This is a genomic window from Aliarcobacter vitoriensis (genome assembly GCF_003316695.1).
GTDB lineage: Bacteria > Campylobacterota > Campylobacteria > Campylobacterales > Arcobacteraceae > Aliarcobacter > Aliarcobacter vitoriensis.
In genome coordinates this window covers 1-17,089 of the sequence record NZ_PDKB01000020.1, presented here as the reverse complement: position 1 = coordinate 17,089, position 17,089 = coordinate 1, and the positions used below count along the sequence as shown (strand labels likewise).

General features: G+C 28.3%; 14 protein-coding genes. 1 reads left to right on the top strand and 13 read right to left on the bottom strand.

The window, feature by feature from the left end; all coding sequences use genetic code 11:
• Position 1: 1 nt before the first annotated feature.
• From secF to yajC, 3 genes are read right to left on the bottom strand one after another with little or no spacing between them, the layout of a single operon-like run.
• Positions 2 to 970 carry a protein translocase subunit SecF gene (secF, locus tag CRU91_RS10385; RefSeq protein WP_113895157.1) on the bottom strand — a complete coding sequence of 323 codons (969 nt, stop codon included), beginning with the start codon at positions 968 to 970 and terminating at the stop codon, positions 2 to 4.
• Positions 970 to 2,535 (bottom strand): protein translocase subunit SecD, encoded by a 1,566-nt coding sequence (gene secD, locus CRU91_RS10380; protein WP_113895156.1) that lies wholly within the window; start codon positions 2,533 to 2,535, stop codon positions 970 to 972. Before secD ends, secF begins: the two co-directional genes overlap by 1 nt.
• A gap of 56 nt (positions 2,536 to 2,591) precedes the next feature.
• The gene (gene yajC / locus CRU91_RS10375) at positions 2,592 to 2,861 is read right to left on the bottom strand and encodes a preprotein translocase subunit YajC (protein WP_113895155.1); all 270 of its coding nucleotides are present in this window, start codon (positions 2,859 to 2,861) and stop codon (positions 2,592 to 2,594) included.
• A 28-nt stretch (positions 2,862 to 2,889) separates the two neighbouring features.
• Between yajC and CRU91_RS10370 the strand changes: the two genes are divergently transcribed.
• On the top strand, positions 2,890 to 4,122 hold the full coding sequence (locus tag CRU91_RS10370) for an apolipoprotein N-acyltransferase (RefSeq protein ID WP_113895154.1): 1,233 nt from the start codon (positions 2,890 to 2,892) through the stop codon (positions 4,120 to 4,122).
• A gap of 211 nt (positions 4,123 to 4,333) precedes the next feature.
• Here CRU91_RS10370 and CRU91_RS10365 read toward each other — a convergent pair whose 3' ends face one another.
• The 10 genes from CRU91_RS10365 to CRU91_RS10320 all read right to left on the bottom strand — a co-directional run.
• Complete coding sequence (locus tag CRU91_RS10365) at positions 4,334 to 6,436, bottom strand: TonB-dependent siderophore receptor (RefSeq protein WP_222718457.1); 2,103 nt, start codon at positions 6,434 to 6,436, stop codon at positions 4,334 to 4,336.
• Between the two features lie 95 nt (positions 6,437 to 6,531).
• A complete protein-coding gene (locus tag CRU91_RS10360) occupies positions 6,532 to 7,752 on the bottom strand; it encodes a CCA tRNA nucleotidyltransferase (RefSeq protein WP_113895153.1) in 1,221 nt (406 codons plus the stop codon).
• Entirely contained in the window at positions 7,727 to 8,605 is an 879-nt protein-coding gene (locus CRU91_RS10355) for a mechanosensitive ion channel family protein (RefSeq protein ID WP_113895152.1), read from the bottom strand. The genes CRU91_RS10360 and CRU91_RS10355 overlap by 26 nt, the downstream gene beginning before the upstream one ends.
• A gap of 9 nt (positions 8,606 to 8,614) precedes the next feature.
• Positions 8,615 to 10,312, bottom strand: a complete 1,698-nt coding sequence (locus CRU91_RS10350; protein WP_113895151.1) for a proline--tRNA ligase — start codon at positions 10,310 to 10,312, stop codon at positions 8,615 to 8,617.
• Positions 10,313 to 10,315: 3 nt separating this feature from the next.
• A complete protein-coding gene (gene hemA / locus CRU91_RS10345) occupies positions 10,316 to 11,617 on the bottom strand; it encodes a glutamyl-tRNA reductase (RefSeq protein WP_113895150.1) in 1,302 nt (433 codons plus the stop codon).
• Entirely contained in the window at positions 11,617 to 12,516 is a 900-nt protein-coding gene (locus tag CRU91_RS10340; protein ID WP_113895149.1) for a polyprenyl synthetase family protein, read from the bottom strand. The genes hemA and CRU91_RS10340 overlap by 1 nt, the downstream gene beginning before the upstream one ends.
• A gap of 2 nt (positions 12,517 to 12,518) precedes the next feature.
• Positions 12,519 to 12,821, bottom strand: a complete 303-nt coding sequence (locus tag CRU91_RS10335; protein WP_113895148.1) for a DUF2018 family protein — start codon at positions 12,819 to 12,821, stop codon at positions 12,519 to 12,521.
• Positions 12,821 to 14,116 (bottom strand): histidinol dehydrogenase, encoded by a 1,296-nt coding sequence (gene hisD / locus CRU91_RS10330; RefSeq protein ID WP_113895147.1) that lies wholly within the window; start codon positions 14,114 to 14,116, stop codon positions 12,821 to 12,823. The genes CRU91_RS10335 and hisD overlap by 1 nt, the downstream gene beginning before the upstream one ends.
• Positions 14,103 to 14,624, bottom strand: coding sequence for a shikimate kinase (locus tag CRU91_RS10325; RefSeq protein ID WP_113895146.1), 522 nt, complete (start codon positions 14,622 to 14,624; stop codon positions 14,103 to 14,105). The genes hisD and CRU91_RS10325 overlap by 14 nt, the downstream gene beginning before the upstream one ends.
• A gap of 288 nt (positions 14,625 to 14,912) precedes the next feature.
• Positions 14,913 to 17,089, bottom strand: a 2,177-nt coding sequence (locus CRU91_RS10320) for a TonB-dependent siderophore receptor (protein WP_146951613.1), incomplete at its 5' end; no start/stop codon positions are given.

Below are 17,089 nucleotides of genomic sequence, written 5' to 3'. Positions count from 1 at the left end.
CTTATACTCTTCCTTGCTCGTACATAGCTCTTAGTTTTGCTTTCTCTTTTTTATTTGCTTCTTTTTGTGCTTCTTTGCTTCTATAAGCATCTGTATTAAATCCTAAAAATTTAATAAATGGTGATACTATGAAAATTGAAGAATAAGTTCCAATTATAATTCCAACAAATAATGTAAATGAAAACGCATAAATGATTTCTCCACCAAAAATAAGCATTGTAACAACAACGAATAAAGTTGAGAATGATGTTAAAACTGTTCTTGATAAAGTTCTACTTACAGAATCATTGATTAATAAATCTAAATTTTGTTCTTTTGTTGTTTGTAAAGTTTCTCTAATTCTATCATTTACAACTATCGTATCATTTATTGTATATCCAACCAATGTTAAAATAGCGGCTATCATATCAAGATTTACATCTATTTTAAATAGACTAATAAGTCCTAAAGTTATTATAACATCGTGAATTAATCCAATAATAGAAGCAACAGCAAATCTCCACTCAAATCTTATAGCAATGTAAATAAGCATCGCTAATAAAGCCATAGTTAATGCCATAACTCCTTTTGTTCTAAGTTCTGCTCCAACTTTTGCTCCAACCATATCGATTTTTCTAATCTCAAAATCTCCAGTTGGAACTAAAATTTTATTCATCACATCACTAACATCATTTGTAATATCACTAGAACTACCTGTAAAACGTATAGTTACTTCTTCTTTTGTACCAAATTCTGTAACAGTAGAGTTTTCATAAGAAGTCCCTTTTAGTACTTCCCTTATTTTATCTATTGGTGCTTCTTGTTCATACTTTACTTGTACAACTGTTCCACCAACAAAATCAATTCCATAATTTAAACCTCTTGTTAATAATAAAACAATTGAAGCAACAATTAAAATTCCTGATATTGCTAAAAAAGGTACTTTTTTACCCATGAAATCATAGGTTTTATCATTATTAAAAATTTCCATTATTTAACTCCAAACCATTTTTTATTATCTTTATCTTTTGTAATTTTTGGTAATATCGCTTGATAAATCCCATGAGTTCCTATAATTGCTGTTAGCATTGATGTTAATACTCCAATAGAAATAGTAACTGCAAATCCTTTTATAGCACCACTTCCATACGCATATAATACTATTGCAACTAAAAGTGTTGTAACATTTGCATCAATAATAGCTCTTAAAGCATTTGAATATCCGTCTTCTATTGCTTTTGCAGCACTAGCACCAGATCTTAAAACTTCTCTTATTCTTTCGTTTATAATAACATTTGAATCAATTGCCATACCAATCGTTAAAATAATACCTGCCATTCCAGGAAGAGTTAAAGTTGCACCAAATAAAGCAATTACTGCTAAAAGAATGAAAATATTTGAAATAAGTGCAATATTAGCTATAAATCCTGCTCGTCTATAATAAATCAACATAAAGAAAAATATTAAAACTGTTCCAGAGACAAGAGCAATCATTGAAGCTTGAATACTATCAGCTCCTAAAGATGGTCCAACACTTCTTTTTTCCAATAGTGTAACACTAGCAAGTAATGCTCCACTTCTTAAAGCAATAGCAACATTTCCTGCTTCAACAACAGTAAATCCACCACTTATTTGTCCACTTCCACCACCAATTCTTTCATTGATATTTGGTGCTGAATAAACTTTTCCATCAAGAACAATAGCTAATCTTTTTCCTACACTTTTTGCTGTAAAATCTCCAAAAATTCTAGCACCAGCAGAGTTTAGAGTAAAATTGATTATTGGTTGATTTGATTGACTAAATCCAACTTGTGCATCGACTATTTGACTTCCATCTAAAATTGGTATCTCTTTTACCAAATATTTTCTATTTGGATCATTTGTATCTTCAAGTATTAAGTTCCCATAAGCAGCTGCTTGTGAACTTGTCATATTATATACTTGTTCCATTCTATCCTCATCAACAGCCATAAGTTCCAAATTAGCTGGTTTTGATATTAAATCTCTTGCAGCTTTTTCATCTTCAGCAGTTTTAATTCCAGGTAATTGAACAACAATATCAGACTCACCTTGTCTTAAAACAGTTGGCTCTGATAGTCCAAATTGGTCAAGTCTATTTCGTATAGTTTCAACAGCTTGTGCTACAGAGTAATCTTTTGTTTTTATAACTTCTTCTTGTGTTAGTTTAATAGTATAATCTAAATCTTTTTTAGATACATCTAAACCACTTATTTCTTGAAGCATTTTATCCATTTTAGGCATTTCATCTTTATCTAAAACTGAAAAAAAGATACTATCTTCAAGAATTGTTAATCCATCGATTAGCAACTCTTCATCATCACTAAAATATTTCACAGCAGTTGCAATTGATTTTATTTTAGAAGATACAGCTTCATGTGTATTTACACCTAAAAGCATATGCAATCCACCTTGCAAATCCAAACCTAAATTAATCTTTTTTCCATAGTTAGTTTGGAATAAAGATGGTATTGCAAAAATAACACCAAATATAACAGTTATTAAAAAAATTGTTAGTTTAAAATTAAAAATTTTCAATATAATTTCCTTTATGAAGGCTATTTAAGATATGCTAAACATATCTTAAATTTGATTTAGTTGTTTTCTAAAAGTCTAGCAGCGAACTCTTTTACAAGTTTCATTTCAGATCCATCACTATTTTTTACTAAAAAGTATGTCTCTTCTACTTTCACAACTTCTACCATTAAGCCACCATTTGTTACAATCTTATCACCTTTTTTAAGATTAGCAATCATCTCTTTGTGAGCTTTTGCTTGTTTTTGTTGTGGTCTAATTATTAAAAAGTAGAATATTGCAAATAATGCAACTAAGGGTAACAATGAAGTTAATAAATCACCTTGCATGGAATTTCCTTTTATTTAAGAGTAAATTATGTTTTTATTAAAAACTGAATATTTTAACAAAATCTATATAATAAAAGGCTTCATTACTGGAATTTTATTAAGTACATTTATATATTTATCACATTTTGAAATAGAAATAAAGATAATAAATACTATTTTAGGTCTTGCTGGAATATATTTCTTACTCACAATTCCTAAAAAAGCTCTTTTTTATGCTGGATTTTTTACAGGAATCTTTTGGTGTTATTGGATGGCAATTTCACTTCAATACTATGGAATAGCTTATATTGCTCCATTATTACTGTTAGGTATAGGTCTTGTTTTTGGAATAATTTTTCTCTTATTTGCATTTATTGATAAGTTATCATTTAGAATATTGATGATTTTTGCATTTTTATTTATATCTCCTTTTGGTTTTAATTGGTTAAAACTTGAATTATTATTTGTAGATTCATACATATCTACTACAAAACTATCTTTTGCTTTAATTCTTTTAGCTATGTATTTTGTTATTAAATTAAAAAGAGCAAAAGCTTTGGCAATAGTTCCTCTTTTATTTACTTTAAACTTTGGAAATGGAGAATTTATAGATACAACAAAAGCAAAAATATTTATGCCTCAAATGAATGTAGATCAAAATTTAAAATGGCAAAAAGAGCATTTTGATAGTTTAATTAAAGAAAATTTTCATCAAATATTTGAAGCAATTGAACAAAAATATGATTTAGTTGTTCTTCCAGAAACAGCTTTTACAGTAGCTCTAAATCGTTATCCAGAAATAAATAATATGCTTTTAGAATTATCAAAAGAGATAGATATTATAACTGGTGCTTTATATGTAGAAGATAACAAAATTTATAATGCTTCATATCATTATAGTAAAGAACAAGTTCAAATTGCCCAAAAAGTAGTGCTTGTACCATTTGGAGAAAAAATCCCACTTCCTAAGCTTTTTGTTGATTTGATAAATGATATTTTTTATAACGGAGCAGAAGATTATACACAAGCAGATAAACCAACTGATTTCAATATTTTAGGTGAAAAATATAGAAATGCTATTTGCTATGAAGGAACAACCGACACAATTTATGAAAATTTAGGTGATACAAGATATATGATTATGATTTCAAATAATGCTTGGTTTACTCCATCAATTGAGCCAACATTGCAACATTTACTTCTAAAATACTACTCAAAGAAATATGGAGTTACTATTTTTCATATAGCAAATGGAAGTCAAAATAGAGTGTATAGACCATAAAAAGTTTTATTTTTATATACAATTTATACCCTTAAGTATGAGTTCCAAAGTAAAAAGGAAAGTGTATTCTTTGTATCGAAATTTTAATCTCAAAATTAAATAAATACTTTAGAACCCATGCTTAAAAATATTATGGAAATGAAGTTATTTTGGAACTGGGACTCTAGTCCCAGCCCTTTAATAATTGGAAAGAAGTCCAATTCCCAAAAAATCAAAACTCCATCTTCATAGAAAATGCAATATTCGTTGGTTCACCAAAAGATGTAGATGTTCTCCAATATTTTTTATTTGTTAAATTTGTAGCATTAACTATAAGTGTTGTTGGAAATTTATCAATTTTAGTTTTATATCTCAAACCTGCATCATAAATTGTATAAGAAGGTATAACATCTGTATTTACTCCATCCCTATATGATTTTCCTGTATAGTATGCTCCTCCAGTTACAGTTAATCCTTTTACAAATGGTATATTGTATTCTGCATATAATTTTGCCATTTTAGAAGCTGTATCTGTAGGTTCTTTACCTTCATTAACTGCAGCCTTATCAATCTCTAAATTCATAATTGTTCCACCACCAACAACTGTTAAGTTATCAGTTAATCTTCCAGTTGCTGTTAATTCTAAACCTTCATGAATTTCTAAACCATCTTGCGTTACTTCATCCATTCCATTTGGAAGTTTTTTATCATATCTATTTGCTTTTTCTATTCTAAATAAAGCTGAACTTAAAAGTAAGTTTTCAGAAACTGCGTATTTTGCTCCAACTTCATATTGTTTACTTACATAAGGGTCAAGAACTTCACCATTATTACTGCAATTTGCACACTCAACTTTTAATCCATTTTCCAAAGATTCCATATATGTAGCATAAGTTGTTAAATCTTCAAATGGTTTAAAAATTAAAGATAAACTAGGAGTTACTTCATCTGCATCATAACCACCAGTTCTATCTCCACTTAGATTATAATTTTTTTCTTCAACTTTTGCATAATTAAATCCAACTAAAGCACTCCATTGGTCATTAAATCTAATATCATCACCTATCATAAGATTTGTTTTTTCATTACGTCCTGATACATATCTTTTGTTATTTGAGCTTCCTTTATAAATTGGTTCCAATGCACTATTTAATTGATTTAAAGTAAAATCTCCAACTTTAACCCATTCCCAAGCACCATCTATACTTTTGCTTTTAGTTTTATTTCCTGATCCACCAATAGTTAAAGTATGTTCAATTCCAAAAGTATTAAAGTCAATATCTGTATAAACATAAGCACCTTGAGTCGTTGATGTATGTGGCCATGTTCTATAATAGTTAAGTCGATATGTTCCATCATAGTTATCATATACATAAGGCATATTCATATCATTTTCATGGTCAAGATGAATATATCCTGTTCGTAGTTTTACATTATCATTAATTTGCCATAAAGACTTAAATCCAAGTCTATCTTGAGAAGCATCAGAATATGTCCAATCTGGTGCATAACCTTGTTTTGGATCTAAATTACCTATAGATTGATTACTACTAAAAGAAGCTGTTAATTTATCAACTCTTGTTTTTTTATGAGAAGCATCAAATGATAAAATCAAATTATCTGTAACTCTCCAATCTAAAGCTCCTGTAATTAATTCTCTATCTATATTTTGATCTTTTATAGAAGTTTCTCCATCTTGTTTTAAAGCATTTAATCTATAAGTAAATTTTCCATCATCATCTATCTTTCCACCTAAATCAATATGTCCATAAAATGCTTGATTTCCTGTACTTCCAAGTGTAAGATTTGTAACTCTTTCTTGTGTTGGTCTTTTTGTTACATAATTAGTAGAACCACCAACATAACCAACACCATATAAAAATCCTGATAGTCCATTCAATATTTCCATTCTTTCAAGCTCTTCAGCCATAATTCCTTCTACCCAAGAAAAAGGAATACCATCTAGAATATGATTACCTGAAGCACTAAATCCTCTTATGTTTATATTTGTAGTGTTCCAACTATGTGCAGAAGTTGAACTACTTGTTACTTGAACAACTGGGTTCATTTTAAATATTTGATCAACTCCACTTGCACTATTTTCTATCATATCTTGTGAAATTACACTCATCTGATAAGGTGTGTCTTGTAAACTTCTTTTATCCCAAAGTCCAACTCCACTTATCTCTTTTGTAACATAACCATTTTCAGCACTTCCAGAAGATAATTTTTCATTTACAGAAATCTCATCAAGAACTGTTGTTTCTTCTGCCAAAATTGTTGTACCTAAAGACATTATCACGTAAAGTGATAATGGTATCATTCTCTTTCTCATATACTTTCCTTTATATAATTATAATAACTACTACTAGTATGTAGCAAAGGATGTATTCTAATTAAAAAAAGTGGCTAAAAAATGTCCTAAAAGTTTTATTTTTGATTATTTTTATATTTTTTAACAATATTTTCTATAATCTGAGATTTATTGAAATTATGTTCTATTTGTAAATCAAGAGAAAAGTCTAAAATATCTTTAAACTTTTCTGAAGGTTTAAAACCCAGATTTATCAAATTTTTTCCTATTACCAGTGCTTTTAAAGGAGTATTTAAAATATTGAGATTTTTAGCTATATTTTCAGCATTTTGAACTGTATCATTTTCAAAAGCTTTATTTAAAACTATCAAATCTTCAACTTTTATTCTTAAAGAGAGTTTTTTTATATCTTTTTCATTATCTGTTAAAACAATATTTTGCAGTGCTAAAATCTCTTTTTTAAACTTTTTATCACTTGTCAAACTATTTAAAAAATCTATCAAGGTTTTATCATCAAAATCTTTAGTCAAACAACTATAAAAAAGGTATAGCTTTCTAAAATCATCAAATTCTTTTTCTTTCAAAATCAAAGCTAGATTATCTATATTTTTACTTATCTTTGTAAAATCAAAAATTTGTAAATCTTTTAAAAGTTTTAATCCTATACTTGGCTTATTTGATTTTAAAAATATTTTTTTTAACTCTTCAAAAATTCTCTCTTTTGGTAAAAATTCTAATTCACCATTTTTTACTATTTTTTCACAAAGTTTTTTTGTATTTTCATCGATTTCAAACTCAAATCTTGAAGCAAACTGAACAGCTCTATATACTCTTAAGCTATCTTCAACAAAAGTATTATCATCTATATGTTTTATTTTCTTATTTTTCAAGTCTTTTATTCCGTCATATGGGTCTAAAAACTCATTTTTAAAATAATCATATCCGATTGCATTTATAGTAAAATCTCTTCTTTTTGAAGCCTCTTTAAAAGATAAATTTGCATTGGTAAGAACTTCAAAATCTTGATGATATTTTCCTATTTTTTTCTCAATTCTTGGCAATGAGAAGTCAAAATCAAACTCATCTATTTTACAAGTCAAAACACCAAAAGATTTTCCTACAAGTTTTACACTAGCATATTCTTCTAAAGTTTTTTGGATTATTTCTATATCGTTTAAATCAAAAATCTCTATATCGTAATCTTTGATTTTTTTATTTAAAAAGCTATCTCTTACACAACCACCTACAAGAATAGGCTTTGAGCCTATTTTTTGCAAATCAGTTAAGATTTTTATTAATATTTTTGGAAGATTAATTTTTGTTATATTGATAAACATCTTGTTTTGGGTAAGGAATAGTTATCCCAGCCTCATCAAATGTTGTTTTGATACTTTCTAGTAATTCAGCTTTAGCACTTCCATAATCAGGAGTTTTTACCCAAACATTTATAGTTAAATTTACCGAACTTGTAGCAAGTTCTGATACAGAAATACCGATTGCTTTACCTTTTAAGATTTTTGAGTTTTCATTTATAATATCTGTCAAAATATCTTTTGCTTGTTTGATACTATCATCATAAGAAATTCCAACAACAATATCTATTCTTCTTGTATCATTTACATTTACATTTGTGATACTTCCACTTGTAATTGAACTATTTGGTACTATGATTTTTTGATTATCAGCTGTTAAAAACACTGTATTAAAAATAGTTACTTCTGTAACTGTTCCAGTAACTCCACCTGCAATTACGCTATCTCCAACTCTAAATGGCTTAAATAAAACTATCATAACTCCAGATGCAAAGTTTCCTAAAGAGTCTTTTAAAGCCAAACCAATAGCAAGTCCAGCAGCTCCAATAATAGCTAAGAATGATGTTGTTTCAACTCCTAGTTTATTTAAAGCAGCTAAAATAACTACTGTTATAAACGCATAGTAAACGATATTTTCTAAGAATTTAACCAAAGTTTCATCTATATCATCTACTTTTCTTAGCATTTTTCCTAAGATTTTTACTATTTTATTTACTAACCATTTTCCAACAAAGAAAATAACCAAAGCCAAAATTAGTGAGAAAATATGACTTGATACAATCTCAATAATATTATCTGGAATTAAAGATTTTAAATCTTTTGTTATACTATCGACATTTTGTTCAACAGCTTTTTCAATATCTTTTTCTATACTCATAAATTACCTTTATTTAACTAATTCTAATATTTTAGCAACAACTTCATCTACTTTTACATCTGTTTTTTCTAATGTTTTTCTATTTACTATTTCAACAAAACCATCTTCAAGTTTTTTACCTATTACCACAGCATAAGGGAAACCTAAAAGTTCAAAATCACCCATTTTAAATCCAAATCTTGCATTGATTCTATCATCAAGTATTACTTCAACTTTTGATTCTTTTAGTTTTACATAAAGTTCTTCACCAATTTTTGATTCTTCCTCTTTTTTAGAGTTTGAAACAATAATATCAACCATAAATGGAGTTGTAGCTTTTGTCCAGATACAACCTTTTTCATCATGATTTTGTTCAATTACAGCAGCAACAAGTCTTGAAACACCTACTCCATAACATCCCATAATAAATGGTTTTGCTTTTCCATTTTCATCTAAAAAGTTTGCATTCATAGCTTTAGAGTATTTATCTCCAAGTTGGAAAATATGTCCAGCTTCAATACCTTTTGTATATGATAGTTTACCTCCACAACAAGAGCAAATATCCCCTTCTTGAACTGCAACTAAGTCAAAATATTTTACATTTTCTAAACTTCTTAAATCTGTATTTATAAAGTGATGATTTTCATCATTTGCTCCACAAACAAGTCCAAAATTATTTTTTAATTCATTATCAACTACAAAATTTGCATTTAAATTTAAAAATCCACAATATCCAGCAACAAGCCCAGCTTCTTTTATCTCATCTTCAGAAGCATCAATTAACTCTAAAGCATTTATACTATTTACAGCTTTTGTTTCTTCAAGTTCATCACTTCCTCTTACAAAGAAAACTATAATTTCAGTTTTTCCTTCAAAAATTGCTTTTTTTATAACTGCTTTTACAGTTTGTTCTTTTGAAACATTTAAAAAATTTGCAACTTCTTCTATTGTTTTACAGTTTGGAGTTTCTACTTTTTTTAGCTCTGCTAATTCAAAATTATAAGTTTTTGCTTTTCTTCTAGCTGCTTCAATATTTGCACCATAATCACAAGAATCACAAACAACAATAGTATCTTCTCCACTATTAGCAAGAACATGAAACTCTTTAGAGCCACTTCCACCAATAGCACCACTATCAGCTTCAACTACTCTAAAATCAAGTCCGAGTCTTGTATATATTTTTTTGTAAGTTGCTTCCATAAGATTGAATTCTCTTACCAAATCATCTTCATTTGAGTGAAAAGAGTAACCATCTTTCATCAAAAATTCTCTTCCTCTCATCAATCCAAATCTTGGTCTTGCTTCATCTCTAAATTTTGTATTTATCTGATATAAGTGAAGTGGTAAATCTTTATAAGAAGTGATACGATTTTTCACCATATTTACAACTGCTTCTTCATTTGTAGGACTTAATACAAAATCTGAATTTTTTCTATCTTTAAATCTTAAAAGTTCATTTCCCATAGTATTTGCACGACCAGATTCTTGCCATAAAGAAAGTGGAGTTACAAAACCAAACTGAACTTCATTTGCTCCAGCTTCATCCATCTCTTCTTTTACTATTTTTCTAATTTTTTCTAAAACTATTTTTCCTAAAGGCATAAAATCGTAAATTCCAGCACCTGTTTGTGCTACAAATCCACCTCTAATTAAATATTGATGTGATGGAAGTGTTGCATCATTTGGAGTCTCTTTTGTTGTTGGAATAAACAGTTTACTAAATCTCATTTTTTATCCTATTTTATTTTTTGATATGTGTTCACATTTTATATTATTTGATTTTGTTTTATTTTCACAAAACATATTTTGTATTGTACCTACTACAATATCACACTCCATATTTTTTGAAAACCTTTTTAGTTGTCTTGATGGTTCGTGTAAATACTCTATAAGAACAGTTTCACAAAGCTTTCTTATATTATCTTCATATTCTTTGGGGACATAACCTTTTTTTATAGCATTTTTCATCTTTTTATCGATAATATTATGCCCTTTTGTATAGATATTTTTTATAACGGGTTCTATTTCTAAACTTTTTAACCAATCAAAAAATTCTGATGTTGTACGCCCAACAATGGCATAAGCTTCTTTTGCTTGTGTAGATCTTTGTGTCATATTTTCATTTACAATCTCTTGTAAATCATCAACACTATAAATTTCTAAATCAAACATAGATATATCTTCATCAATATCTCTAGGAACTGCAATATCAAACCAATATCGTGTGATATCTGAACTTGGAGCATTTTCAGAAGTGATTATTGGATATGGAGCAGAAGTTGCTGTTATCATAACTGGATATGTTTCTAATAAAAACTCCAAATTACTATATGGTTCAACATCAACATTTACTTCAAATATTGAAGCTAAAAGCTGTGCTTTTTTTGTATCTCGACTTACTATTGTTACACTAAAACCAGCTGTTATTAGATGTTTTACTGCAAGTTCACTCATCTCACCAGCACCAATAACTAAAGCTTTGACACCACTTGTATTTCCAACTAATTCTTTTGCTTTTGCAACTGCTGTTGAAGCAACAGATACAGAACCCGTACCCAAACTTGTTGCTGTTCGTACTTGTGCAGCACATTTAAAAGCATAGTGCATAACTCTTGAAATACCTTGTTCACAGTAGTGTTTCATTTGAGAAAATCTATAAGCATCTTTTAGCTGCCCAACAATTTGTGTTTCACCAATTACTAAAGAATCCAAAGCTGAAGCAACAGAAAAAAGATGGTGAACTGCTACATCATTATCATAAATATCTGCTCTATCATATAAAAATTCAAAATCTAATTTTGAATAAAAAGCCAACTTTTCAATAATATTTTTAGCACTTTGTTTGATATTTGTACTTTTTGTAATAATCTCAACTCTATTACAAGTAGAAAGTAAAACTACCTCTTTTGTATTTTCAAACTCTAAAAGTTGTTTTATAAATCTATCTTTATCTTCATCACTATTAAAAGCTAGTTTTTCTCTCATTTGTATATCAATATTTTTATGAGAAAAACTAATTACTAAATAACTCATCAAAATTCTCTTTCTATCATATCACGCATAATTTGAACTAAATCTTCACTATTTTCTTCATCAATTACAGATTTGATAGCTTCATTTCCTATTTGTTTTGCTTCTTTTATTGCATCTTCCAAAGCTTTTGTTTTTTTAAATTGTTCTTTTATCCAATTTAATTCATCACTATTTAACTCTTTTTTATACAATGATTTCAAATACTCTTTATCTTCAACTCTTTCATATAAATACAAATATGGAATAGTTACTTTTCCTTCTACAAAATCAAGCATTGCAGGTTTTCCCAAAGTTTTACTATCTTGTGTGATGTCTAAAATATCATCAATCATTTGAAAAGCAAGTCCAAGATTTTTTCCATAAGTAGCATATTTTTCACTATTAAGTCCTACTAAAAGTGCAGCACTTCTCGCACTTGCTTCTATTAATGAAGCTGTTTTTTTATAAATCATAGTAAGATATTTTTCATAAGAAGTATTAAAAGAGTTTGTTAAATCAACATCCATCATTTCACCAATACTTAATTCCGTTACAGCATTTGATACGTGATATGCAATTTGTTTGTCCATTTGAGATAACTCTGTAAAGGCACGCGAGTATAAAATATCTCCAAACATAATAGATGTTTTATTGTCATAAAGTGCATTAATTGAAGGTTTTCCTCTTCTTGTATCAGCTTCATCTATAACATCATCGTGTAACAGCGAAGCTGCATGTATCATCTCAACAATAGCACAAAGCTTTATACTATCTTCACTAATTCCAGCTATTTTTAAGATAAGTTTACTTCTTAACATCTTTCCAGTTGCTAACTTTTCAAGTAGTTCTAAAGCTTCTGGATAAGAACAAACTTCTATAAATTTTTTTATTTGATTTTTTACTTCAACTAATACTTCCACTTTTAACTATCCAATCTACTTATAATTTCTCCAGTAAACTCGATATAAAGACCTTTTTTCATACCATTTACTCGTTCTTCATTTTCTAAAATATATTTTTTGATATGTTCATTTATATTAAATTCATCGCCTTTTTCATCAATCTTCATCAATTCTAAAACAGCTAATTTTTCTATAATTTTATCTATCTCATCTTCAACTATATCTTTTGAAGCTTCTCTTGTTACATCAAAAAATTTTGATTTGGGACTTCCCATAAAAATATCATCTTCATCTTCTGTAAACCAATCTTTAAATATTGACATTATTTATCTTCCAATCGTACTCGTACACTTTTTGCGTGAGCAGTTAGCCCTTCTGTGTCAGCCAATAAGGCACAAGGTTCACCCAATTTACTTATAGCATTTTTTGAAAAGCTTATTATAGAACTTTTTTTCATAAAATTTTCTACATTCAATGGGCTATAAAATTTAGCTGTTCCGCCAGTTGGCAATGTATGATTTGGACCAGCTATATAATCTCCAATTGGTTCAGGAGTATTTTCACCTAAGAATATTGCTCCAGCATGTTTGATATATGGCAATAATTCAAAAGGATTTTTTGTCATAACTTCTAAGTGTTCAGGAGCTATTTCATTCATAAGTTCTATTGATTCTTCCATATTAGAAGTTACTATTATAACTCCTCTTTCTTCTATTGATTTTCTAGCTATTGCTTCTCGTTCAAGTTTTGCTAGATAATTTTCTACTTCGATACTTGTTTTATTTGCTAAATCTTCATCAGTTGTTATTAAAATAGAACTTGCCATTTCATCGTGTTCTGCTTGAGACAAAAGGTCAATTGCTAAATAGTGTGGTTTTGCACTTTCATCTGCTAAAATCCCTATTTCACTTGGTCCTGCAATCATATCGATATTAACTTCACCAAAAACCAACTTTTTAGCTGTAGCTACAAAGATATTTCCAGGTCCAGTTATAACATCAACTTTTTGTATAGTTTGTGTTCCATAAGCCATAGCAGCAATAGCACTAGCTCCTCCAACTTTATAAACCTTTGAAACTCCACATAAATGACATGCAGCTAAAAGTAGTTCATTAACTTCATTGTTTGGAGTAGGAGTACAAACAACTATCTCTTTAACTCCAGCAACCAATGCAGGAATAGCATTCATAAGAAGTGAACTTGGATATGCAGCTTTTCCACCTGGAATATAAAGCCCTGCTCTATCAACAGGAGTTACTTTTTGTCCTAAAATTGTTCCATTTTCTTCAAAATCAATCCAAGATTTTGGAAGTTGTTTTTCGTGATAAACTTTAATTCTATCATAAGCAGTATGTAGAGCGTTTCTCAAGTTTTCATCTATATTTTCATAAGCTTTTTTCATATCATTTTGAGAAATCAATAAATCTTCATCTTTTGCTACAGTCCATTTATCAAATTTTTCAATGTGAGATTTTAAAGCTTCATTTCCACTTTCTACAATTTCATCTATAATATTTGAAACGATTTTTGAAACACCTTTTATATCACTTTTAGCTCTTGCTAAAATTGATTCAAATTCACTTTTAAAATTTGTATCTTTTGTATTAATTATTTTCATTTAATTTTCCTAAAATCTCTTTTACTATTATCTGTAAATCTCTATTTTCAACATCAATCACAATATTTGCAACTTTTTCATACTCTGGACTTCTAGTATTATAAAGTTTTAATGCCTCTTTTTTATTTTTTAATAATGGTCTTTTTTTTAGTTTATTTTTTGCATTTGGAGCTTTTTTTATTCTTTTTAAAATGCCTTCAAATGATGACTTAAGATAGATTACCAAACCTATATTTTGTAAATTTTCTTGTTTGTAAAATCCACCACCAGTTGATATAATAGTGTTTTGAACATTACTTTCAAGCCATAAAGCAGTTTTTTTCTCTAAGTTTCTAAAATATGGTTCGCCATCTTGTGAGAAAATCTTTTTTATTCTTCTATTTTCCATACTTTCTATTAAATCATCAGTATCAATCGAATACATATTTGACTCTTTAACTAAAGCTCTTGCAACTGTGCCTTTTCCAACACCCATAAATCCGATAAGTATAATATTATTGTTTTTCATAGTTGAGGATTATATCCAAATATATGTAAAAAATTAACTTTTTTAATTTATAATCCCAAATCTTTTAAACTAGCACCCAAGTGATATATCTCTTTTTAACTAAGATTAAAAATCTATCATAAAAATAAATTTGTAAGATTTTATTTATACCCTTAAGTATGAGTTCCAAAGTAAAAAGGAAAGTATATTTTTTGTATCGAAATTTTAATCTCAAAATTAAATAAATACTTTGAAACCCACACCTAAAAGTACAAAGAGAGCAAAAACTCTCTTTATTTTTAAATATTATTAAAACTCCATTTTCATAGAAAATGCAACAGCTCTTGGGTCACCTAATTGATCACCATTAGTCCAATAAACTTTATCTGTTAGATTTTGTGCAGTTATATTAAAAGTAGTTGGATATTTATCAAGTTTTGTTTTATATCTAAGCCCTATATCATGTAAAGTATATGAAGGCAAAATATCAGTATTTGCTTCATCTGCATATCTTTTACCTGTATAGTAAGCTCCTGCATTTATAGATAATCCATTTATATATGGTATTTGATACTCTGCAAAAATTTTTGCCATTTTTGTAGCTGCATTTGTAGGTTTATTTCCTTCAATAGATTTATTACTATGTTTTTCTACACTTAAATCCATAAAAGTCCCACCAACCATAAGTGTCAGATTATCTGTAACTTTTCCAGTCAATCCAAGTTCAAATCCTTGATGGATTTGTTCTCCATCTTGTGTTAAAGTTGGTTTTCCTAAAGTTGCAATTGTACTATTATCATTATAGCTATTTGCTTTTTCTATTCTAAAAAGTGATGCTGTTAAAAGTGCTTTTTCATCTAGCATACTATATTTTGCTCCAACTTCATATTGTGTACTTTTATATGTATCTAATATCTCATTTTCATTTGAATAACGACTTCCAACTATTGTCCCAGCTTCTAAACTCTCTATATAAGTTGCATAAGTTGTTAAATCATCAAAAGGTTTATATATAAGTGATAATGTTGGAGTTAATTCTGATTTATCATATTTTGTATTTGCAGTATAGCTTTTATTTATAGCTGTTGCATAGTTTACACCAACTAAAGCACTCCATTGCTCATTAAAAGTTATGTCATCACCTATTAAAATATTCTTATATTGAATTTTAGAACTTGGTTTAAGTGGTTTTGTACCAAGAGTTGTTGGATTTCCTAGGTAATCAGTCCAATAGCTAGGTTTAGGTAAATTTCTAAAATCACTTAAACTATAATTACCGTTTGGTAATATATAAGAAGCCCAACTATCAGCATGAATAGATTCTTTACTCGAATTTAAAGAATATCCTAAAGTTAACATATGACTTGTATCTTTTATATCAAATTTTGAATCTAAATAAATATTTGCTCCATAATTATCAATTTCTTGCCATGCTCCAACGCCATAAATATTGTTAGTTATTTCTACACTGTTATTTTTATAATTAAAACCAGATGAACCACCTTTTAGTTTTATTTGTTCATAAAAAATATTCGTTCTTAATGTAAATGTGTCATTTATCTCCCAGTTTACATTATTTTCAAATTTATTTGATTTTATATGATTTTCTACCCAATATGGACTAGAAACTTTATTACTAGTTATAGTTGAGCGATTATCTATACTATTAAAATAAGGATTTGCACCTTTTGTTAGACTATCTTTATGAGAGTATTTTATATCTGTATAAAAGTTATCTGTTGGTTTCCAATCAAATACTAAACTTATTGCTTTTTCTTCTTTTTTAGAAGTATCAGTAAGTTCTCCATCTTGATATAAAGCATTTACTCTATATCCAAAAGTATTATCTTGATTAAACTGTCCACCTAAATCAATATGTCCATAATATGACTCGTTTCCATAACTTCCTATAGTTACATTTCTTAAATCTTTTGTTGTTGGTTTTTTAGTGATATAGTTTACTGCTCCTCCAACTCTTCCTCCACCATATAAAAATCCAGTTGCTCCACTGATGATTTCCACTCTTTCTATATCTTGCATCATAGGAAGTGTAGTTACCCACCTTGAATATGGAATACCATTTACTATGGGATTTTGTATGCTAAGACCTCGAATAATTACAGATTGAAAATTATTTGTACTAGATTCTTGTGTAGTTGGATTCATCTTAAAGATTTGATTCATATCTTTTGCTTGTACATTTTCGATTAATTCTTTTGAGATTATACTCATTGAGTAAGGAGTATCTTGTAGTTTTCTTTCATTCCAAATACCGATTCCAGATGTTTCTTCTACTAGGTAGCCTGAATTAGCAGAACCATTTTTATAATTAGAACTAGAAACAGATATTTCATCTAAAACAGTAGTATTACCAAAGTTTTGATATTTTGGTTTTTCTATTATATATATTACACCATCTTCTTGAATAGCTTTTAATTCATTTGGATTTAGTACACTATTTAAACTATCTAATACCGTACCCCCCC

Bases quoted from the DNA above. Each gene is read 5' to 3' on its own strand.
- secF (WP_113895157.1), bottom strand. From the start codon at position 970: ATGGAAATTTTTAATAATGATAAAACCTATGATTTCATGGGTAAAAAA.
- yajC (WP_113895155.1), bottom strand. From the start codon at position 2,861: ATGCAAGGTGATTTATTAACTTCATTGTTACCCTTAGTTGCATTATTT.
- CRU91_RS10370 (WP_113895154.1), top strand. From the start codon at position 2,890: ATGTTTTTATTAAAAACTGAATATTTTAACAAAATCTATATAATAAAA.
- CRU91_RS10365 (WP_222718457.1), bottom strand. From the start codon at position 6,436: ATGAGAAAGAGAATGATACCATTATCACTTTACGTGATAATGTCTTTA.
- CRU91_RS10360 (WP_113895153.1), bottom strand. From the start codon at position 7,752: ATGTTTATCAATATAACAAAAATTAATCTTCCAAAAATATTAATAAAA.
- CRU91_RS10355 (WP_113895152.1), bottom strand. From the start codon at position 8,605: ATGAGTATAGAAAAAGATATTGAAAAAGCTGTTGAACAAAATGTCGAT.
- CRU91_RS10350 (WP_113895151.1), bottom strand. From the start codon at position 10,312: ATGAGATTTAGTAAACTGTTTATTCCAACAACAAAAGAGACTCCAAAT.
- hemA (WP_113895150.1), bottom strand. From the start codon at position 11,617: ATGAGTTATTTAGTAATTAGTTTTTCTCATAAAAATATTGATATACAA.
- CRU91_RS10335 (WP_113895148.1), bottom strand. From the start codon at position 12,821: ATGTCAATATTTAAAGATTGGTTTACAGAAGATGAAGATGATATTTTT.
- hisD (WP_113895147.1), bottom strand. From the start codon at position 14,116: ATGAAAATAATTAATACAAAAGATACAAATTTTAAAAGTGAATTTGAA.
- CRU91_RS10325 (WP_113895146.1), bottom strand. From the start codon at position 14,624: ATGAAAAACAATAATATTATACTTATCGGATTTATGGGTGTTGGAAAA.